This is a genomic window from Rhizobacter sp. J219 (assembly GCF_024700055.1).
Lineage (GTDB): Bacteria > Pseudomonadota > Gammaproteobacteria > Burkholderiales > Burkholderiaceae_C > Rhizobacter.
Genome location: NZ_JAJOND010000001.1, coordinates 1,550,878 through 1,570,200 on the forward strand (window position 1 = coordinate 1,550,878; position 19,323 = coordinate 1,570,200).

Here is a 19,323-nt window from a genome sequence, read left to right on the forward strand (position 1 = left end):
ACCGTGGTGGAAGCGGCCCAGATCACCGGCCTCGTGCTGGCCGGCGGCCAGGGCAGTCGGCTCGGCGGGGTCGACAAGGGCCTGCAGGTCTATCGCAGCCAGCCGCTGGCCCTGAACGCGCTGCAACGCCTCGCCCCGCAGGTTGGCCGCGTGATGCTGAGTGCAAACCGGAACATCGAGCAATACGCCCGCTGGGGCGCGCCGGTCTGGCCGGACCCGGCCGATCTTGCCGGCTACCAGGGCCCGCTGGCCGGCTTCCTGGCCGGGCTGGAGCATGCCGGCACACCCTACCTCGTCACGGTGCCGTGCGACTGCCCGCACTTCCCGACCGACCTGGTGGCCCGCCTGGCCGCCGCCATGCACGAGGACATCGACGCCGTGATCGCGACCACCCGCCAAGGGGCGGAGCCAGCCTTCTGCCTCATGCGCTGCAGCCTGGCCGACACGCTGCGCCGCGACCTGCAGGCGGGCGAACGCAAGATCGAACGCTGGAGCGCTCAGCAGCGGCGGGCCGAGGCCTGTTTCGACGACCCGGCCGCCTTCTTCAACATCAACACGCCCGAGGACCTGGGCCGAGCCTGATCAGGCGTGCGCGGGGTGCGAACCTTCGTCAGCGTCTGCCGGCGTCTCGATCGCCCCCGGCACCGACTTGCGCGCGAGGAGTGAATACACCGTCGGCACGACGAAGATCGTGAGCAGGGTGCCGAGCGACATGCCGCCCACGATCACCCAGCCGATCTGCTGCCGGCTCTCGGCCCCTGCACCGGTGGCGATCGCCAGCGGCACCGCGCCCAGCACCATCGCGCCGGTGGTCATGAGGATGGGGCGCAGGCGCAGTGCCGCGGCCTCGGTCACCGCGTCGAGGGTCGAGCGGCCCTGCTGGCGTAGCTGGTTGCTGAACTCCACGATCAGGATGCCGTGTTTGGTGATGAGGCCCACGAGCGTGATGAGCCCGATCTGCGAGTAGACGTTGAGCGTGCCGCCGGCCAACTGCAGCGCGCCGAGCGCACCCACCATCGACAAGGGGACCGCCAGCATGATCACGAAGGGGTCGATGAAGCTCTCGAACTGCGCGCTCAGCACCAGGAAGATGAAGAGCAGCGCGAGAGCGAACACCAGCCCGAGCGCACCGCTCGACGAGCGGAACTCGCGCGACACGCCGTTGAGCCTCGGTCGAGTAACCCGGCTGCAGCACGCGCCGGGCGGTGTCGTCCATGAACTGCAGCGCCTCGCCGAGCGAGTATCCCGGCGCGAGGTTGGAGGTGATGGCCACCGAGCGGCGCTGGTTGAAGTGGTTGAAGCTCGCGCGGGCTCACCGACTCGCGCACCTTCACGAGCGACGACAGCGGCACCATCGCATCGCCCCGGCCGCGCACGAAGAGCTTGTCGATGTCTTCGGGCGTGGTGCGGCCGCGGATCTCGGTCTGCACCAGCACGTCGTACTGCTCGGCGTCACGCTTGTAGCGCGTGACGGCGCGCCCGCCCAGCATGGTCTCGACGGTGCGGGCCACCTGGTCGACGCTCACGCCGGCATCGGCCGCACGGTCGCGGTCCACTTCCAGCAGGATCTCGGGCTTGTTCAGCCGCAGGTCGGAGTCGGGCTGCACGAAGCCGGGGTTCTTCGCCATCTCGGCGAGCATCTGCTGCGTCACACGCGCAAGGTTCTCGTAGCTGTCATTGGTGACGATCACGTAGTTGATGGGTCGCTCGCGGAAGCCCTGCCCCAGGCTCGGCGGGGTGATGGGGAACGCCGTCACGCCCGGCAGGTTGGCGAAGCGCGGCTGCAGCTCGCGGGCGAGCTGCTGGGTGCTGCGCTCGCGCTGGTCCCAGTCGATGGTGCGCAGGAACGACACGCCCTGCGACACCGTCGGGTTGCCGGCGACCACGAAGACACGGTCGAACTCGGGGTAGTCGCGGCCGATGCCTTCGATGGCGCGCAGGTAGCGCGCGGTGTAGTCGAGCGTCGAGCCGTCGGGCGCATTCACCGTCGCGAGGATCACGCCGCGGTCTTCCAGCGGAGCGAGCTCGGCCTTGGCCGTGCGGAAGAGGTACCAGCTCCCGGCGGCCGATGCCACCATCACCAGGAGCACGACCCAGCGGTGTGCCAGCGTCCAGCGCAGCGCGCGGCCATACCCGCGCGTGAGGCGATCGAGGCCGCCTTCCATCCACACGTCGAAGCGTGTCGGCTTGGCCTCATGGCGCAGCAGCTTGCTGCACATCATCGGCGTCAGCGTGAGCGCGACGAAGCCCGAGACGATCACCGCACCGGCGAGCGTCAGCGCGAATTCGGTGAAGAGCCTCCCGGTGCGCCCCGGTGCGAACGCGAGCGGGGCGAACACGGCCGCGAGTGTCATCGTCATCGCCACCACCGCGAAGCCGATCTCCTTCGCGCCCTTCAGCGCCGCCTGGAACGGCGCCATGCCGTCTTCGATGTGGCGGAAGATGTTTTCGAGCACCACGATGGCGTCGTCGACCACCAGGCCGATGGCCAGCACCAGCGCGAGCAGCGTGAGCGTGTTGATGGTGAAGCCGGTGACGGCCATGATCGCGAAGGTGCCGATCAGGCTCACCGGGATGGTGACGAGCGGGATGATCGCCGCGCGCAGGTGGCGCAGGAAGATGAACACGACGAGCGCCACCAGCACCACCGCCTCGGTGATGGTGACGAACACCGACTTCACCGACTTGTCGATGAACACCGAGTTGTCGTTGGCCACCTGCACCTTGAGGCCGGGCGGCAGGTCCTGCTGCAGCTTGGGCAGCATGTCGCGCACGCCGGCCGACACCTCCAGCGGGTTGGCCGTGGCCTGACGGATCACGCCGGCCGAGATGGACGGCACGCCGTTCAGCCGCACGCTGCTGCGCTCGCTGGCCGCGGCCTGCTCGATGCGCGCCACGTCGCGCAGCCGCACGGTGTAGCCGCTGACCGTCTTGAGCGCCACGGCGTTGAACTGTTCGATGGTGTTGAGGTCGGTGCGTGCGGTGACGCTGAACTCGCGCTGCTGGCTCTCGATGCGCCCGGCGGGCACCTCCAGGTTCTGCTTGCGCAGCGCGTCTTCCACGTCCTGCACGGTGAGCTTGTACGACGCGAGCTTGTCGGGGTCGAGCCAGATGCGCATCGAGAACTTGCGGTCGCCGTTGACCTGCACGTCGGCCACACCGCTCACCGTCTGCAGGCGCGGTTTGACGATGCGGTTGATGACGTCGGTGACCTGCAGGGGCGACAGCGTGTCGCTCGTGAAGGCGAGCCAGATGGTGGGCGTGGCGTCGGCCTCGACCTTGGCGATCACGGGCTCGTCGACCGCATCGGGTAGCCGTGCCCGCACGCGAGAGACGCGGTCGCGCACGTCGGCCGCGGCGTCGTCGGGGTTCTTCTCTAGCTTGAAACGCACCGTGATCTGGCTCTGCTCCGAGCGCGAGATCGAGGTGATGATCTCCACCCCGTCGATCCCCGCGATGGAGTCTTCGAGCGGCTTGGTGACCTGCGACTCGATCACCTCCGCCGAGGCGCCGATCAGGCGCGTGGTCACGTTGACCACGGGTTCGTCGATGCGCGGGTACTCGCGCACCTGCAGCCGCGTGAACGAGACGGCGCCCACCAGGATGAGCAGGAGCGACAGCACGGTCGCAAAGACCGGGCGGCGGATGGTGACGTCAGACAGCTTCATCGCGTGCGCCTCGGGGAATCAGAGCGCCGTGGGCCGCGGGCCGCTGGCAGCACCACTCGCAGCCCGGCCCGGGCCACCGGCACGCTGCGGCTGGCCGACGTCGACGATGCGCAGCGGCATCGGCTCGCGCATCAGGCGCGCCTGGCCGGCGGTGACGACCTGGTCGCCGGCCGAGAGCCCTTCGAGGATCTCGACCTTGCCCGGCAGGCGCATGCCGATGCGTGCCTCGATGCGCTGCGACTGCTTGCCCTTCGGCCCGTCGACCACCTTCACCAGGTACTGCTTGCCGGCCAGCGGCACCAGCGCTTCTTCGGGCACCACCATCGCGTTGTTGCGCGTGGCGAACACGATGCGCGTGCGGGCGAACATGCCCGAGCGCAGCTCGCCGCCCGGGTTCTGCAGGCGCGCACGCACGAGCAGCGAGCGGCCGTTGGCGTCGAGCAGCGAGTCGATCGCATCGACGTGGCCCTTGAACGAGCGCCCGGGGATCGCATCGACCTGGGCCTCGACCGGCTGGCCGGTCTTGATGCGGGCGACATAGCGCTCGGCCAGGCGGAAGTCGAGCAGCACGGTCGAGGTGTCTTCCACGTTGACGAGATCGGCGCCGTCTTTCACGTAGTCGCCCACGTTGACGACCCGAATGCCGGCAACGCCATCGAACGGCGCCTCGATGCGCATGCGGGCGAGCTGGGCCTTGGCCAGCGCGACCTGCGCCTCGGCCACCTGCAGGGCCGCCGCCGTCTGGTCGACCATGCTCTGGCTCACGAAGTTGGCGGCCAGCAGTTCGCGGTTGCGCTGCAGATTGGTGCGGGCGATGCTCGCCTGTGCTTCGGCCTGCTGCAGCTGCGCCTGCTGCAGCGTGTCGTCGAGCTGCACCAGCATCTGGCCGCGCTTGACGCGCTGGCCATCGCTGAAGCCCAGACGCGAGATGCGCCCGCTGACCTCGGGCCGCAGCGTCACGCCCTGGCGCGAACGCAAGGCGCCTACACCTTGTGCGTCATCGGCGATGGACAGCACCTCGACCTTGCCCACCTCCACCGGCACCGGCCCACCCTGCCCGGCAGGCGCTCTGCCTGCCGCAACGCCGGAAGCGGCACCGCTTGCACCCGCCGTTCCCTCCACACCGCGGGAGCCGGGCCCTTTGTGCTGGTACCACCAGGCGGCACCGCCGGCCAAGGAGATGCCCACCAGGGCGACCACCGTATGCAAAATCTTCACGCTGAACCCTGAATTGTTGCCCTGGCAATGTAGCCCTCGGGTCGTTTCGCCGCGAGGCTGGAAATCACGTAGCGGCCGACGCCACCCCGCGGTTGGCCAGTGCATCGGCGCGCTCGTTGCCCGGATCTCCCGCGTGCCCCTTCACCCAGCGCCACTCGACGTGGTGCAGCAGGCGCAGCGCATCGAGTCGCTGCCACAGGTCGGCGTTCTTCACCGGTTTCTTGTCGGCGGTCTTCCAGCCACGCTGCTTCCAGCCATGTATCCACTCGGTGATCCCTTTTCGCACGTATTCGCTGTCGGTGTAGATCGTCACGTCGCAACTGCGCTTCAGCGAAGCCAGAGCCTCGATCACGGCGGTTAGTTCCATGCGGTTGTTGGTGGTTTGCCGCTCGCCACCGAATAACTCCTTTTCGTGCGCCCCGGTGCTGAGCCATGCGCCCCAGCCACCCGGGCCCGGGTTGCCCTTGCAGGCGCCATCGGTGTAGACGGTCACGGTGGGGCGCCGGATGGCCGGTTTCGCAGCGTGGGCGGAGGGGTCACTCGATGAAGGCGTCGATGTCATGTTGTTGTGATGTGGTCGTTGTGGTGGTGCGGCGGACCACGGCGGGCGCCGCCTTGGCCGCGACACGCTTGTGGCGCACCAGGCCCACGAGGCGCATGCCGCGCACGCGCTTCACGGCCACCAGCATGTAGGCCGCCCCGAGCACTGGCCACCAGCGGCTGCCGGTGCGGTCCATCCACTCGAAGCGGGCCAGCCAGGGCTCCGACACGAAGGGGGGCCGGTAGCAACCGAAGCGCCCTTCTTCGATGTCGAAGCTGAGCAATCGCAGCCAGTCGCGCAGCCGCCAGTAGCCGAGCAGTTCGCCTTCGCTGGGCATGAAGAGCGGCCGCCCGCGCGCCAGGCCCAGGCCGCGCAGCACACGGCCCATGCTCTGCCGCAGCGCCCACAGGCCCCCGGGGTTGAAGCCGAGGATGACGATCTTGCCCTCGGGCACGAGCACGCGCTCCACCTCGCGCAACGCCTGATGTGGGTCGCGCGCCCGCTCCAGCGCATGGGGCAGCACGACGAGGTCGAGGCTCTGGCTGTCGAAAGGCAACGCGTCGAAGTCGCAGTGCAGCATCACCGCACGCGGCGCGGGAACTTCACCATCGGCGCACGACTCCATCTCCGCGGCTTGAAGGTGGTCCACCGCTTGCCACCGGTGGGGCATGCGGTTGGCCCTCAGCGCGTCGAGTTCGGGCAAGCCGAGCTGAAGGGCATGAAACCCAAAGATGTCGGCCACGCAGCGGTCGACCTGGGCCTGTTCCCAGGCCAGCAGATAGCGGCCCGGCGGCGTCTTCAGCCAGGGGGCCAAACCTATAATCCCGCCGAATTGCGCCATGAACCTGCAAGCACTGCCAGCCTTCTCGGACAACTACATCTGGATGCTTCACGATGGCCGGCAGGCGCTCGTGGTCGACCCGGGTGAGTCGGCTCCAGTCGAGCACGCGCTCGATGCCCTGGGCTTGGTGCTCGCCGGGATTCTAGTGACCCACCACCACGGCGATCATGTCGGCGGACTTTCGGCGCTGCGGCCGAGGCTCCAAGGCCCGATCTTCGGCCCGGCGCGTGAAAAAATTCCCGAGCCCTGCACCCCCGTCAACGATGGCGACACGGTCGAACTGCTGGGCCTGCGCTTCGAGGTGATCGACGTGCCCGGCCACACCGCCGGCCACATCGCCTATTTCCATCTGCCGCCCGACGGCGAAGCGCCGCTGCTCTTTTGCGGCGACACGCTCTTTTCAGGTGGCTGCGGCCGCCTCTTCGAAGGCACGCCGGCGCAGATGCACACCTCGCTGTCGCGTCTGGCCGCCCTGCCCGGCAACACGCGGGTGTGCTGCGCGCACGAGTACACCCTGTCCAACCTGAAATTCGCGCACGCCGTCGAACCCCACAACGACAGCCTGCAGGCCTACACCGCCCACTGCGAGCAACTGCGCGCGCAGGGCGAGCCCACCTTGCCGAGCACCATCGAACAGGAACGCCGCATCAACCCGTTCATGCGCTGCAGCGTGCCTGCCGTGCAAGCATCGGCCCTCGCCCACGGCGCGGCGAGCCCACGCGGCGTCGACGTGCTGGCGACGCTGCGCGAATGGAAAAACAACTTCCGATGAGACTGACTTCCCACCTGCGCCATACCTTCGCCCTGGCGCTGGCCTCGCTGCTTGCAGCCTGTGCCACCCACATCGAAGCACCCAACCAGCAGGCCGACATGCCGGCCGTGATCGCCAAGGCCGAGCTTCCTGCCGCGGCCGCTTCGGCACCCGTTTCCGCCGACTCGGCGGTGGCTGCGGCCACGTCCGCATCGGCGGCTTCGGCACCCGCGGACGGTGGTGGCCCCGTTGCCGCCGCGCCGGTCGACCCTCTGCGCCCCGATGAACCGGTCGACCTCGAATCCAAGACCGCCAACATCGACCTGTGGGAGCGTGTGCGCCGCGGCTTCGCGATGCCCGACCTCGAAACGCCGCTCGTGCGCACCGGCGAGCAGTGGTACGCCAACCGCCCCGATTACGTCGCCCGCATGACCGAGCGCGGCAGCCGCTACCTCTTCCACATCGTCGAAGAGGTGCAGCGCCGCGGCATGCCCACCGAGCTGGCGCTGCTGCCCTTCATCGAGAGCGCCTTCAACCCGCAGGCGATCTCGTCGGCCAAGGCCTCGGGCATGTGGCAGTTCATGCCGGCCACCGGCAAGCACTTCGACCTGCGCCAGAACGTGTTCCGCGACGACCGCCGCGACGTGCTCGCCTCCACCCGCGCCGCGCTCGACTACCTGCAGCGCCTGCACGACATGTTCGGCGACTGGCACCTGGCCCTCGCCGCCTACAACTGGGGCGAAGGCAACGTGATGCGCGCCATCGCCCGCAACAAGCGCGCCGGCAAGGCGACCGGCTACCTTGACCTGCGCATGCCCAACGAGACGGCCTACTACGTGCCCAAGCTGCAGGCGGTGAAGAACATCGTCGCCCGGCCCGATGCCTTCTCGCTCATGCTGCCGCCCCTGGCCAACCACCCCGACTTCCTGAGCGTGCCCATCGAGCGCGACATCGACGTCGCCACCGCCGTGCAGCTCGCCGGCATCTCGCGCGACGAGTTCATGACGCTCAACCCGCAGATGAACAAGCCGGTGATCCTCGCGGCCGGCACACCGCAGATCCTGCTGCCCTACGACAACGCGAGCCTCTTCGTGCGCAATGTCGCCGCCCACCGAGGCCCGTTTGCCACCTGGACGGCCTGGGTCGCCCCCAAGACAGTCAAGCCCAGCGAAGCCGCCAAGCAGTTCGGCATCAGCGAAGCCGAGCTGCGCGACGTCAACAAGATCCCGCCGCGCATGCTGGTGAAGGCCGGCTCCACGCTGCTCGTGCCGCGCTCGGAGACGCTCCTGAAAGACGTGTCGGGGCACCTGGCGGACAACGCGGTGATGACGCTCGCGCCCGAAGCGCTGCCGCCACGGCGCATCACGCACCGGGCGGTCAAGGGCGACACGGTGGCCTCCATCGCGCGCCGCTACCGCGTGAGTGCATCGCAGGTGGCGACGTGGAACAAGGTCGCGGCCGGCGCCGCCTTCGCGGCCGGCCACAGCGTGGTGGTCTACGTGCCGCAGCGGCAACCCACGGTGCGCAGCAGCGCCAAGGCGAAGAAGCCCGCGATCAAGCGCAAGGCGAGCCCGGTGCGCAAGCGCCGCTGACCGGCGGCCGGCTCAGCGCCGGTCGACCAGCGCGTGGGCGATGGTGCCCAGGTCCACGTATTCGAGTTCGCTGCCGATCGGCACGCCGCGCGCAAGGCGCGTGACCTTCACGCCGCGCAGCTTCAAGGCTTCGGCGATCACATGCGCGGTCGCTTCACCTTCGGCGGTGAAGCTGGTCGCGACGATCACCTCGTCGACGCTGCCGTCACCGGCGCGGTCGATGAGCTGCTGCAGGCCGATGTCGCGCACGCCGATGCCGTCGAGCGGGCTGAGCCTCCCCATCAGCACGAAGTACAAGCCACGGTAGCTGCCGGTGCGTTCCATCGCCGCCTGGTCGGCCGGCGACTCCACGACGCAGAGCAGGCGCTGGTCGCGTGTGTCGTCAAGGCAGGTGCGGCAGACCGGCGCTTCGGTGAAGGTGTGGCAGCGCTCGCAGTGGCGGATGTCGGTCACCGCCGAGGTCAACGCCATTGCGAGACGCTGGGCCCCCTCACGGTCATGCTGCAGGAGATGGAAGGCCATGCGCTGCGCCGATTTCTGGCCCACGCCCGGGAGGCGGCGCAGGGCTTCGATCAGACCGTCGAGCGCGGAATCGGCCACGGGTTCGTTCAGAACGGGAACTTCATGCCCGGAGGCAGCGGCATCCCGGCGGTCAGCTTGCCCATCTTTTCCTGCGACACCGCTTCGGCGCGACGCACGGCGTCGTTGAAGGCGGCGGCGACCAGGTCTTCCAGCATGTCCTTGTCGTCGGCCAGCAGGCTCGGGTCAATCGCTACGCGCTTGACGTCGTGCTTGCAGGTCATCGTGATCTTCACCAGACCGGCGCCCGACTGGCCTTCGACCTCGAGGCTGGCCAGTTCTTCCTGGGCCTTCTTCAGGTTGTCTTGCATCGCCTGGGCCTGCTTCATCAGGCCGGCAAGTTGGTTCTTCATCATGGGGAGTTCTCCTGTTGTCAGTGCGGCTTGACGGAGCCGGGCACGATGCGTGCCGTCTTGAACTGCTTCATCAAGGCCTGCACCAGCGGGTCGTTGTGGATGATCTGCTCGGCTTCGTTTTGCCGGCGCACACGCTCGACCACCGCGCGCTGGGCGGGCGTGTCGGTGGCGACCCCGGCTTCGATCTCGAGTTGCACCGGGCGTTGCAGCAGATCGGCCAGGGCCGCCTGCAGCTTCTCGCGCTGGGCCGGCGCGCGCAGCGTCTCGCGCTCGACGCGCAGGCGCCAAACGCTGCCCTGGTCGTCGGCCGACAGGCACTGCGCCTGCATCGCCAATTCGCGCACCAGCGCGCTGATGCTGCCGGCCTCTGACATGCGGGCCACGAGCGCCGCCCAGCGGTCGCCCAGCGCCGTGGTCTCGAACACCGGCACCGCAACCGTCGGCGCGATCGGCCGTTGCGGCTCGCGCGCACTCAGCGGAGCGGCGGGAACAACGTCTTCGTCGGGAACCTCGTCGAGCCAGGGCGGGGGCTCGTCGTTTGAAACGGGCGCGGCAGGTGGCGGTGCGATGCTCGCCCGCGCGGCCGGTGCGGGCGCGACGACCGCCGCGCGCACCACGGGCGCAGGCGCGGTCACCGGCGCCGCCACCGTGGGCCGGCTGGCCGCCGCCGCCACCGGCTTGGCAGCGGCCGGCGCCAGTGCCGCGCGTTGCGGCGAGGTGCCCGTCGCGCCGGGGCGGAACGCCAGCATGCGCAGCAGCACCATCACCAGGCCGCTGTACTCGTCGGGCGCCAGCGCCAGCTCGGCGCGCCCGTGCAGCACGATGCTGTAGAGGAACTGCGTCTCATCGGGGGCCAGCACACCGGCCAGGCGCGCGGCGGTCGGGCTGTCGGGATCGTTCTCGTCGACCGCATCGGGGACGACCTGCGCCACCGCCATCTGCTGCAGCAGCGCGGCCATCTCTTCCAGCGTGCCCGCGGCCGACAAGCCGAGGCTGCGCAAGCCATCGACCGCCGCCACCACCTCGGCGCCCTGCCCCGCGGCCAGCGCTTCGACCAGCCTCACCGCATGGCTGCGGTCGACCGCACCGAGCATCTGGCGCACGCCGGCTTCGCTCAACGCACCGGCACCGAACGCGATGGCCTGGTCGGTCAGCGACAAGGCGTCGCGCATCGAGCCACGCGCTGCCTTGGCCAGCAAGCGCAAGGCACCGGGCTCGGCTGCGATGCTTTCGGCCTCGAGCACCTTGGCCAGGTGCTCCTGCACCGTCTGCGGCGCCATCGGACGCAGGTTGAACTGCAGGCAGCGCGACAGCACCGTCGGCGGCACCTTCTGCGGATCGGTTGTCGCGAGAACGAATTTCAGGTATTCAGGTGGCTCTTCCAGCGTCTTCAGCATCGCGTTGAACGCGGTGTTCGACAGCATGTGCACTTCGTCGATCAGGTAGACCTTGAAGCGCCCCACCACCGGCTTGTAGACGGCCTGGTCGAGCAGCAGCGAGATCTCTTCGACCCCGCGGTTTGACGCCGCATCGAGTCTCGACGTAGTCGACGAAGCGGCCGCTGTCGATGTCGCGGCAGGCGTTGCACACGCCGCAGGGGTGGGCGGTGATGCCGCCCTGCCCGTCGGCCCCGGTGCAATTGAGCGCCTTCGCGAGAATGCGCGAGACCGAGGTCTTGCCCACGCCACGGGTGCCGGTAAAGAGATACGCATGGTGCAGGCGCTGCTGCGTGAGCGCGTTGCTCAGGGCTTGCACCACGTGTTCCTGGCCCACAAGCGCCTCGAAGTCGCGGGAGCGGTATTTGCGGGCGAGGACGAGGTAGGACATGCGGGCCATTCTAATGAGGCACGACTGACCGATCCCCGATAATCCTGCCTTTCCCCGACACGCCGCGCCCGATGAACCCCAGCCCCGCCCAAGACACGCTCAGCTACGAACAAGCCGGCGTCAACTACGACCTGATCGACCCGCTGAAGGTCGCGGCACAGCGCGCTGCCAAAGCCACGGGCGCCCACCTGGCGGGCCACGGCTTCACCGAGGTCGAGGCCTCGCGGGGCGAGTCGGCGTATGTGGTCGACGTGGGCCCGTTCTACATCGCCTCCATCGTCGAATGCCTGGGCTCCAAGGCGCTGGTCGCCGACGAGATGAAGGCCCTCACCGGAAAGAGCTACTACGACGGCATCGCCCAAGACACCATCGCGATGGCGATCAACGACCTCATCACCGTCGGCGCTACGCCGCTCGTGGTGCAGGCCTACTGGGCGGCGGGTGGCTCGGACTGGTTCTCGGATGCGCAGCGCGCGCAGGCACTCGTCGCCGGCTGGAAGCGCGCGTGCGACACCTGCCAGGTCGCCTGGGGCGGCGGTGAGACACCGGCGCTCGCGGGGATCGTGGCCGAAGGCCGGATCGACCTTGCCGCGAGCTGCACCGGCCTCATCAACCCGAAGGAGCGCCTGTCGGTCGGCGACAAGCTCGCCCCCGGCGACGCGATCGTGCTGCTGGCCTCGAGCGGTATCCACGCGAATGGCTTGAGCCTCGCGCGCAAGCTGGTCGAGCGCCTGCCGCAGGGCTACCTCACCGAAGTGCAACCCGGCCTTTCGTATGGCGAAGCGCTGCTCGCGCCGACCGTGCTGTATTCGCCGGTGACCGAGGCGCTCTACAAAGCCGGCATCACACCGCACTACTGCGCCAACATCACCGGCCACGGCTGGCGCAAGCTCTTGCGCCACCCGGCCACGCACACCTACCGCATCCACACCGTGCCGGAGGTGACCCCGGTGCTGAAGTTCATCCAGCAGCACGCAAGGCAAGACGACTTCGAGGCCTACGGCACGCTCAACATGGGCGCGGGCTTCGCGCTCTTCGTGAAGGCCGAAGACGCGCAACGCACCGTGGCCGTGGCCGAGGCGCAAGGCGTGAAGGCCATCGTCGCCGGCCGCGTTGAAGCAGGGCCCAAGAAGCTCATCATCGAGCCGCTGAAGATCGAGTTCGGCGACGACGCGCTGCAACTGCGCTGACAACTAGCGCTGAACTAAATTCGCGTTGAAATCACGGCCCTGAGGCGGGGTCGGCCACATTGGGCCCCTACAATCCGCCGCGACGGGCCTCCCCGCATGGGAGCGCGCCCAACCGGGTCAGGTGGGGAACCAAGCAGCCCTAAGCGTTGCAACCAGTGCCGGGGGTAAGGCTCGTCACCCTCCCCGATCATGCTTTTCAGTGCTCGGTATCGAGCGCGAAGCACATGAGCTTCACCGGCGATGTCGCCCGTGTCTGCTCGGCCACCTCGCGGGGCGGCACGCACCTGGTTCCAGCTCTCATCAGGTTGTCGACCACCAAGCCGTCATCGTCGATCACTTCGGCGAGGTAGCGATGGTCTTTGGCAAAGAGGAGCGCGCGGGTGGCGTCGTCGTGGTTCAGCAGAACCAGATAGCGGGCGGTGTGGTCGGGATTGATGTTCTTCTGCAGGATCATGTCTTCTTCTGAAGCGCTTCTTTCTGGCGCTGGTAGGTCTCGTTCATCTGCGGGCCCCGGTCGGTGTCGACCCGCCCTTTGACGACGTCATCGTGCGCCTTGCGCATCACCGGCCTGGGCACGCCATCGGCATGGCTGTCGGACGATTCATCGCGCTCGTGCGGCAGGCGGGGCGCCGAACTGGGCGCTTCCGTCTCGCCTTGCTGAGGCTTGGTCAGCCCCTGACGCTTCTCGTTCACCGCTTCACCTGCGGGTCTTCGCCCTTGGAACGCGACTTGCCGATTTCCTCGGCACGCTCAAGGTCCTGGGCTTCTCGTTCATCGCGCGGGGCCGACTGGTCGGCTGCAGGCTTGACCTTGCCCGACTCCGCGAACTCGCGGGCCGACTGGTCGTAGCGACGCGCGGCTTCGTAGTCGCCTTCGCCTTGCACCTTGCCGCTGCGCGGCTCGCGCGGATCGTTGGTCTTCTTCATGTGCTCTCCTGATGGAGTGAAACAACGAAGAGAACGATAGGCGCCGGGCACTCAGGCCGCCACCGGTGGCGGGCGCGGCCGCGGGTCGGATCAGACTGGCGCCGCAAGTAGGAAGCGTCCGACCCAAAGAAAAACGGCAGGCCGAAGCCTGCCGCCATGTCACCGAAACCGCCGGTGATCAGCGCATCCAGCGGCCGCCCGGGCCGACGATGGTGATCTCGACGAAGTTCGAGCCGTGGTGCTTGTTGGGGCCGTAGGCCACCGGGTAGCCGCCGAGGTCGACCTTGGTCATGCTCTCCATGCCCCTGACGATGCTTTGCGACGTGACCTGCTTGCCGCCGCGGCGGATGCCTTCGATCATGACGCGCATGTTCAGGTAGCCGAACATGTAGTCGTAGGCCGGCTCCAGCTTCTCACGTGCCAGCGCGGCGGCGAGGTCTCGCGTCAGCGGGGTGGTCTGCCGGAACGGGTACGGCACGGTCTGCGTGAAGGCCAGGCCTCGCGCGTCGTCGCCCAGGGCCTTGAGGATCTGCGGCGAGTTGGCGATCGACACGGCATAGATCGGCACACCCACGTGCGCCCGGGCCGCCTTCACGAACGGCACCATTGACGGGCCGAAGGCCATGAAGATGATCGCTTGTGGGCGCGCGGCGGCCAGCGACTGCGCGCAGGCCACGGCATCGCTGCCGTTGGCTTCCAGCGGGGCCTGCACCACGAGCGTGGCACCGAAGCTCCTTGGCCACCTCTTCCACCACCGGCTTCATCAGCTGGCCGAAGGCCGCGTTCTGGTACACGAGGCCGATCTGCGACTTCTGCAGCGTGACCAGGTTGCGCACCATCTGCGCCACCTCGTCGCGATAGCTCGCCATCGTGGTGAAGAAGTACGGATGATGCTTCAAGCGCAGCACGGGCGAGCCGGTGTACACGCACACCAGCGGGATCTTCTTCTCGGCGAGGATGGGCAGCACCGCGCCCACGTTGGGCGTGGAGGCCAGACCGTACAACGCGATGACCTTGTCTTTCTCGATCAGGGTGTTGACGTTCTCGACGCACTTCTTCGCGTCGTATGCATCGTCAAGCGAGATCAGCTTGAGCGGGCGGCCGTTGATGCCGCCCTTGCGGTTGACTTCCTCGATGGCCAGGTCCTGGCCTTTGAGCACCGGTACGAACGACGGCGCCAGCGGGCCCGTCAGGTGGGCACTCTGGCCGATGCGGATTTCATTGGAGCTGGCCGCCGCCTCCTTGTCTTGCGCCCACAGGGGCGTGGATGCCAACGCGCTGGCTGAAGCGACAGCGCGAAGTGCATGACGGCGGGTCCATTGCTGATTTGCCATGTTGTGTGCCTTTGTTTGGAACTAGACAGCACGATCGTGCCATCGCGAAACAAGTTCATACAAGAGGGTCAGTCCCTTGTTGCGCGAGAGTCAAGTCACTAGCGTGACAGGTATCACAAGCGTTAGCATCGCGCCCCCGCCGCAGTACCACCCATTCGTGAAGCCCGACACACTGGCCGGGCAGCGCTGATCAGCTCGCCTGCTTGAAGGCCATCACGGCCTGGTTGCGCAAGGTGCGCAAGAGCGAGAGTTCCTTCTCACCCAGCTCGATCGCCCCAGGCCTCGCCTTGTCGGCATAGATCAGCGCAAATGGTGAACCCTTCATCAGCAAGGGCAGCAGCAGGAAGGCCGGCGCATTCACGCCCTGCTTGTACCAGGCAGGAAGCCGGCCTGCGATCTGCGGCAGCGTCGCATCCGCGATCAGGGTGTCGGCGCCCTTCAGGCACACCGCGCCGAAGAGATCGATCGGCGCACCGGCCGGCATCTTCAGCGGCACCTTGAACTTCGCGGCCACCTGCTCCACGCCTTCGCCGAGGCCGAAGCGGCCGGTGAGCGCGTCGCACTTCGGGTCACGCAGGCAGAAGACGACGCGCCGGAAGCCCAGCGCGCGCAGCATGGTCTCGAGGATCATGCGCAACACCTCGTTGAGCTTGAAGTCCTCGACCATCGTGTTGGTGATGTCCTGGATGCCGGCGGCCAGCATGTTGATCGCGGCCTGGTGGTCGAACGGCACCTGTGCCGCTTGGACGGGGATGGTCGCCTGCAATGCATGCTCGGTCAGGCTGTCGTGCTCGATAGCCGCAGCGGTGCCGTTGCCGGGCTGTTCGAGCAGGCGGCGCATCGGCGAGCCGGGCTGCGCTTGAAGGTGCATCGCCTGCGCGAGCTCCACCAGCCGCTGCTGTGCGGTCACCGAGGCGGCCTGCACGTCACGCACGCTCATGCCCAGGACCTTGCCGTAGCGTTCGGCCACCGCGGCGATCGCCGCACTGGCCTGGCCGGGTTCGGCCTTCAGCAAGGCGTCGGTGAGGTCGTTGGCCACGGTGGCGATCCATTGCACGCGTTCCGATTTGTCGCAGGCACGCGCCGGCGGTTCGATGGCGGGGCGGCGCATGCTTCGCTGCAGGTTCTCGGGCAATCCCCAGCTGCGAGCGATGCCCAGGCCCAGCTCTTCGAAGCTCAGGCCGAGCACGGTGATCGAGGCCGCCTCTTCGGGGTTGGACGTTCGCCCGCCCGTCGACGGCTTCTTGGCCGCCGCAGCGACGAGGCCGCGCACCTGGCGCGCTTCCTCGGGGAAATAGAACTCGGTCAACAGGCGGCCAAGGCCCTGGTAGATGGCGCCGATGAAGGCTTCTTCGCCCTCGCGCTGCGCACCGCACAGCTCGTTGGCGAGCGAGCCGGCCATCAGCGAGCGCAGGAATTCTTCCTTCAGCTGCGTCGCATGTGCCTTGTCGTTCATGTGTTCCAGCAACACGAGACTCAGCGCCATGTTGCGGATGCCGGCAAAGCCGACCAGCGCCACCGCACGCGACACCGTGCTCACCGTGCCGCCGCCAGCGTGGCGGAAGCTCGCGGTGTTGACCAGGCGCAGCAGCTTGTTGGTCAGCGCCACGTCTTTCAGGATCTCGCCCGAGAGGCTCGACAGCCGCTCGTTTTCGGAGTTCGCCACCCGCTGGATCGCGCCGACCGAGTTCGACAAGGCCGGGAAGTCGCTCTTGTGCCGCATGCGGCGCAAGAGGAAGTCGAGCGTGCCGTTGCCGCTGGCCGCCGGTGCTTCGCCGGGCGCCGGGGTCAGCCACTCGCGCAGCGCATCAGCAAACTCGGCCGCCCGTGCGAAGCGCTTGGCCGGGTCGCGCGCCAGGCTGCGCAGCACGATGGCGCGCAGCCGGTCGTCGACGTCGGCCGGCGTGCTCTCGGGCAGCACCAGGTCTTCATGCGCCACGCGGTACATCGCGCGGAAGGGGTCGCGCTCGGCAATCAGTTGCTGGCCCGACAGCATCTCGGCCAGCATCAGGCCAGCAGAGAAAACGTCCATGCCAGGCGATGGCTTCAGGCCGTGCGTGGCCTCGGGCGACATGTAGCCCGGCGTGCCCACCACCTGTTGCTGGTGCGAGGGGTCCTGGATGCGGGCGGCAATGCCGAAGTCCATCACCCGCGCCCGCCCCTGCCCGTCGACGAGGATGTTCGACGGCTTCAGATCACGGTGCACCACGCCGGCCTGGTGCGCCACTTCCAGCGCGTCGAGCACGCCGGCCATCATCTCGACCGCCTCGCGCGCCGGCAGCGCGCCGCGTGCGCGCAGGTGCGCGGAAAGGGTGCGGCCTGGCACGTACTCGAAGACGAGATAGGGCTGCTGGAAGTGCATGTCGCCTTCGAACACCGGCACGATGTGCGGGTGGTTGAGGCGGCTCACGCTGCGCGCTTCCTGCAGCCACTGGCTGGCCGACACCGCATCGGCGCCGGGGTGCATCAGCTTGACGGCGACCTCGCGCTCCAGGCGCGGGTCGAAGGCCAGCCACACGGTGGCTTGCGCGCCTTTGCCGAGCTGGCGGCGCAGCTCAAATCGGCCCAGGGTCTCGGCGGCGGCGGCAGCAGGCATGTGAAGGTTCAGCGTTTGCGCGACGCAAGCAGCGCCGAGAAATCAGTGGTGCCGGGGTCTCCCGGCTCGGCTTCCTCGCGGCGCGGTGCGCGCGGCACCACGCCGGTGGGCCCATGTTGCAAGGTGCTGCGGGCGGCCTGCAGCCCTTCGGTGAGGTCTTTGATCGTGATCGACAAGGCCCGGCCGTAGCGCTGCGCCACTTGCTGCAGGGCTGCGCCCACGCGTTGCGGCGGGTTCTCAGTGACGGCGTCGACCGCTTCGTTGGCCACGCTGGCGGCCACCCGCAGCATGTCGGCGTCGGTGTCGGCCACACGCACCGGCTTGTTGATCGGCAGGCGACGGATCATGTACAGCACTTCGTCGTGCAGGCCCCAGTGCTTGGCGACGGCGGCGCCGAGGGATTCGATGTCGACCCCGAGCACCGCGAAGGCCGCGGCCTCCTCGCTCATGCCGGGCAGCTCGGGCTCGCCCGGCTCGGCGGCGGGCGCGCTCTTCATCAGCTCCCTGATCTGCGCCGCCTCGTCGGGGAAGTGGTAATGGACCATCAGGCGGCCGAGGTTCTGCAGCGTGGCAATCAGGTAGACGACCTCGGGGTCGTAGCCAGCCGGCCGCAAGGCCTGCGCCGCATGGCCGGCCAGGCGCACACGATCCATCAGGCGCTGCATCGTGGTGGCGTGCGCCTCGGCCAGCGGGCCGGGCCACGGCCGCAGCGAAGCAGCCGCCTGCCGCACGCCTTTCAGGCCGACCAGCGCGATCGCGCGCCGCAAGGTCAGCACCGGGCCGTTGCCGGAAATCTGCGTGCCCTGCACCTGGGCCGAGTTCACCGTGCGCAGCAGCTCGAAGGACAAACCCATGTCCTGCAGGATGTTGGCGGCCATCTCGTCGGTGCGCTGCCCTTCGGCCACCGCGAGCCGCGCCACACGTGCACCCACGCCGGGTGCTGCCGGCAGGTGACCCACGGTGCGCAGGCGGTCGATCAGGAGCGCGAGCGCGCCGCTTTCCTGCGCGGCGGTTTCGGCCCAGCCGTTCAGCGCTGCGATCAGCGTGCGGGCGTTGTGATAGCGCTGGCGCTCCTGGTGCGTGGTCGCGCGGTTGGCGATCGCACGCAGCGCTTCGGGGATCGGTTGCGGCGTGCTCCAGGGCAGGCGCACGAACTCGCGCCCCTGTGGAGGCAGGCGGTCGACGACCCGGCCGGTGTCGGGCTCTTCGAGCGCGGGAGCGCCGGCCAGAACATGGTGCAGCAGCAGGCCCATCGTGAGCACGTCGCGCACCGCCGCTTCGCGAGACTGGCGCAGGCGGTTCGGGTCGAGCGGCATCGCGCGGTCGTGGGCCAGCTGTTCGGCCTGCACCGCCATGGGCAGGCCGGCGGCCAGCGCCATCACCCGCACCGTGCCCTGCTCGCTGATCACCAGCTGGTGCAGCTGCAGGTCGCCATGCGCGAGGCTTGCTTCGTGCGCGAAGGCCAGGCCCTCCAAGGCTTGCGTGATCCAGCTCACCGCGTCTTCGGCGGTGAGCTTGGGGTTGGCGGCCAGGCGCTCGCCGAGCGTCACGCCAAGGGCGCGGTCGACGGCGATGTAGGGCCAGTGTTCCTGCACGCCGATCTCGACGACGTGGGCAAGGTTCGGGTGGTTCAGCCGCGCGGCATGCTTGGCCTCGGCGAGCCAGAGTTCCGCCGCGGCGGCCGATGCGGGCTGCACGCGCGGCAACGTGATCATCAGCTCCTGCGACGAGCGCGGGTCGTGCACCAGCCAGACCATGGTGCGGTCGCTCTTGCCCAGCAATTGGCGCAGCTCGAAGCGACCGAGCACCCGGGTCGGGTTCGGTTTCGGCGGAGCGTGTTCCGTTTCAATCATGGAGGCGCATGACAGCTTGCGCGCAAATGGCGCGCCTGGTCGGATTGGAGC

Annotated in this window: 15 protein-coding genes, 1 other RNA gene and 3 pseudogenes; 5 read left to right on the plus strand and 14 right to left on the minus strand. The window is 68.5% G+C overall.

Annotated elements, in window-relative coordinates; all coding sequences use genetic code 11:
* Nucleotides 1-3 precede the first annotated feature (3 nt).
* Complete coding sequence (gene mobA, locus LRS03_RS07115) at nucleotides 4-582, plus strand: molybdenum cofactor guanylyltransferase MobA (RefSeq protein WP_257824679.1); 579 nt, start codon at nucleotides 4-6, stop codon at nucleotides 580-582.
* Here the strand turns inward: mobA and LRS03_RS07120 are convergent.
* From LRS03_RS07120 to LRS03_RS07135, 4 genes and pseudogenes are all read right to left on the minus strand, one after another.
* Nucleotides 583-3,668, minus strand: a pseudogene (locus LRS03_RS07120) (efflux RND transporter permease subunit).
* Between the two features lie 18 nt (nucleotides 3,669-3,686).
* Nucleotides 3,687-4,886 (minus strand): efflux RND transporter periplasmic adaptor subunit, encoded by a 1,200-nt coding sequence (locus LRS03_RS07125; protein ID WP_257824680.1) that lies wholly within the window; start codon nucleotides 4,884-4,886, stop codon nucleotides 3,687-3,689.
* Nucleotides 4,887-4,950: 64 nt separating this feature from the next.
* Nucleotides 4,951-5,379 (minus strand): ribonuclease HI, encoded by a 429-nt coding sequence (rnhA, locus tag LRS03_RS07130; protein ID WP_257824681.1) that lies wholly within the window; start codon nucleotides 5,377-5,379, stop codon nucleotides 4,951-4,953.
* Nucleotides 5,380-5,422: 43 nt separating this feature from the next.
* Nucleotides 5,423-6,268 carry a class I SAM-dependent methyltransferase gene (locus tag LRS03_RS07135; protein ID WP_257824682.1) on the minus strand — a complete coding sequence of 282 codons (846 nt, stop codon included), beginning with the start codon at nucleotides 6,266-6,268 and terminating at the stop codon, nucleotides 5,423-5,425.
* Between LRS03_RS07135 and gloB the strand changes: the two genes are divergently transcribed.
* Nucleotides 6,267-7,040 carry a hydroxyacylglutathione hydrolase gene (gene gloB, locus LRS03_RS07140; protein WP_257824683.1) on the plus strand — a complete coding sequence of 258 codons (774 nt, stop codon included), beginning with the start codon at nucleotides 6,267-6,269 and terminating at the stop codon, nucleotides 7,038-7,040. The genes LRS03_RS07135 and gloB overlap by 2 nt on opposite strands.
* Nucleotides 7,037-8,611, plus strand: a complete 1,575-nt coding sequence (locus LRS03_RS07145) for a transglycosylase SLT domain-containing protein (protein WP_257824684.1) — start codon at nucleotides 7,037-7,039, stop codon at nucleotides 8,609-8,611. The genes gloB and LRS03_RS07145 overlap by 4 nt, the downstream gene beginning before the upstream one ends.
* Nucleotides 8,612-8,623: 12 nt before the next feature.
* Here LRS03_RS07145 and recR read toward each other — a convergent pair whose 3' ends face one another.
* The 3 genes and pseudogenes from recR to dnaX all read right to left on the minus strand — a co-directional run bounded on the left by recR (nucleotide 8,624) and on the right by dnaX (nucleotide 11,373).
* Entirely contained in the window at nucleotides 8,624-9,211 is a 588-nt protein-coding gene (gene recR, locus LRS03_RS07150) for a recombination mediator RecR (protein ID WP_257824685.1), read from the minus strand.
* A gap of 8 nt (nucleotides 9,212-9,219) precedes the next feature.
* Nucleotides 9,220-9,546: a YbaB/EbfC family nucleoid-associated protein gene (locus LRS03_RS07155; protein ID WP_201813359.1), complete on the minus strand. Its 327-nt coding sequence runs from the start codon at nucleotides 9,544-9,546 to the stop codon at nucleotides 9,220-9,222.
* 17 nt (nucleotides 9,547-9,563) lie between these two features.
* Nucleotides 9,564-11,373: pseudogene (gene dnaX / locus LRS03_RS07160) on the minus strand (DNA polymerase III subunit gamma/tau).
* Nucleotides 11,374-11,444: 71 nt separating this feature from the next.
* Between dnaX and LRS03_RS07165 the strand changes: the two are divergent.
* Together LRS03_RS07165 and ffs are read left to right on the plus strand one after the other, a co-directional pair.
* Nucleotides 11,445-12,563 carry an AIR synthase-related protein gene (locus LRS03_RS07165; protein WP_257824686.1) on the plus strand — a complete coding sequence of 373 codons (1,119 nt, stop codon included), beginning with the start codon at nucleotides 11,445-11,447 and terminating at the stop codon, nucleotides 12,561-12,563.
* 81 nt (nucleotides 12,564-12,644) lie between these two features.
* Nucleotides 12,645-12,742: signal recognition particle sRNA small type (ffs, locus tag LRS03_RS07170), an RNA gene on the plus strand.
* 17 nt (nucleotides 12,743-12,759) lie between these two features.
* On the opposite strand, the gene LRS03_RS07175 is transcribed toward ffs, so the two are convergent.
* From LRS03_RS07175 to LRS03_RS07205, 7 genes and pseudogenes are all read right to left on the minus strand, one after another.
* Entirely contained in the window at nucleotides 12,760-13,017 is a 258-nt protein-coding gene (locus tag LRS03_RS07175; protein WP_257824687.1) for a hypothetical protein, read from the minus strand.
* Nucleotides 13,014-13,256 carry a hypothetical protein gene (locus tag LRS03_RS07180; RefSeq protein ID WP_257824688.1) on the minus strand — a complete coding sequence of 81 codons (243 nt, stop codon included), beginning with the start codon at nucleotides 13,254-13,256 and terminating at the stop codon, nucleotides 13,014-13,016. Before LRS03_RS07180 ends, LRS03_RS07175 begins: the two co-directional genes overlap by 4 nt.
* Nucleotides 13,253-13,489, minus strand: coding sequence for a hypothetical protein (locus LRS03_RS07185; protein ID WP_257824689.1), 237 nt, complete (start codon nucleotides 13,487-13,489; stop codon nucleotides 13,253-13,255). Before LRS03_RS07185 ends, LRS03_RS07180 begins: the two co-directional genes overlap by 4 nt.
* 178 nt (nucleotides 13,490-13,667) lie before the next feature.
* Nucleotides 13,668-14,204 carry an ABC transporter substrate-binding protein gene (locus tag LRS03_RS07190; RefSeq protein ID WP_308296400.1) on the minus strand — a complete coding sequence of 179 codons (537 nt, stop codon included), beginning with the start codon at nucleotides 14,202-14,204 and terminating at the stop codon, nucleotides 13,668-13,670.
* 70 nt (nucleotides 14,205-14,274) lie between these two features.
* Nucleotides 14,275-14,823 (minus strand): annotated as a pseudogene (locus LRS03_RS07195) (ABC transporter substrate-binding protein); the annotation flags it as partial.
* A gap of 190 nt (nucleotides 14,824-15,013) precedes the next feature.
* Nucleotides 15,014-17,419 (minus strand): serine/threonine protein kinase, encoded by a 2,406-nt coding sequence (locus LRS03_RS07200; RefSeq protein ID WP_257824691.1) that lies wholly within the window; start codon nucleotides 17,417-17,419, stop codon nucleotides 15,014-15,016.
* 8 nt (nucleotides 17,420-17,427) lie between these two features.
* Nucleotides 17,428-19,272, minus strand: a complete 1,845-nt coding sequence (locus LRS03_RS07205; protein WP_257824692.1) for an HDOD domain-containing protein — start codon at nucleotides 19,270-19,272, stop codon at nucleotides 17,428-17,430.
* Between the last annotated feature and the right edge of the window lie 51 nt (nucleotides 19,273-19,323).

Excerpts from the sequence above, each read along its gene's own strand:
- gloB (WP_257824683.1), top strand. The coding sequence starts at position 6,267 with ATGAACCTGCAAGCACTGCCAGCCTTCTCGGACAACTACATCTGGATG.
- LRS03_RS07135 (WP_257824682.1), bottom strand. The coding sequence starts at position 6,268 with ATGGCGCAATTCGGCGGGATTATAGGTTTGGCCCCCTGGCTGAAGACG.
- LRS03_RS07145 (WP_257824684.1), top strand. The coding sequence starts at position 7,037 with ATGAGACTGACTTCCCACCTGCGCCATACCTTCGCCCTGGCGCTGGCC.
- LRS03_RS07155 (WP_201813359.1), bottom strand. The coding sequence starts at position 9,546 with ATGATGAAGAACCAACTTGCCGGCCTGATGAAGCAGGCCCAGGCGATG.
- LRS03_RS07165 (WP_257824686.1), top strand. The coding sequence starts at position 11,445 with ATGAACCCCAGCCCCGCCCAAGACACGCTCAGCTACGAACAAGCCGGC.
- LRS03_RS07175 (WP_257824687.1), bottom strand. The coding sequence starts at position 13,017 with ATGATCCTGCAGAAGAACATCAATCCCGACCACACCGCCCGCTATCTG.
- LRS03_RS07185 (WP_257824689.1), bottom strand. The coding sequence starts at position 13,489 with ATGAAGAAGACCAACGATCCGCGCGAGCCGCGCAGCGGCAAGGTGCAA.
- LRS03_RS07200 (WP_257824691.1), bottom strand. The coding sequence starts at position 17,419 with ATGCCTGCTGCCGCCGCCGCCGAGACCCTGGGCCGATTTGAGCTGCGC.
- LRS03_RS07205 (WP_257824692.1), bottom strand. The coding sequence starts at position 19,272 with ATGATTGAAACGGAACACGCTCCGCCGAAACCGAACCCGACCCGGGTG.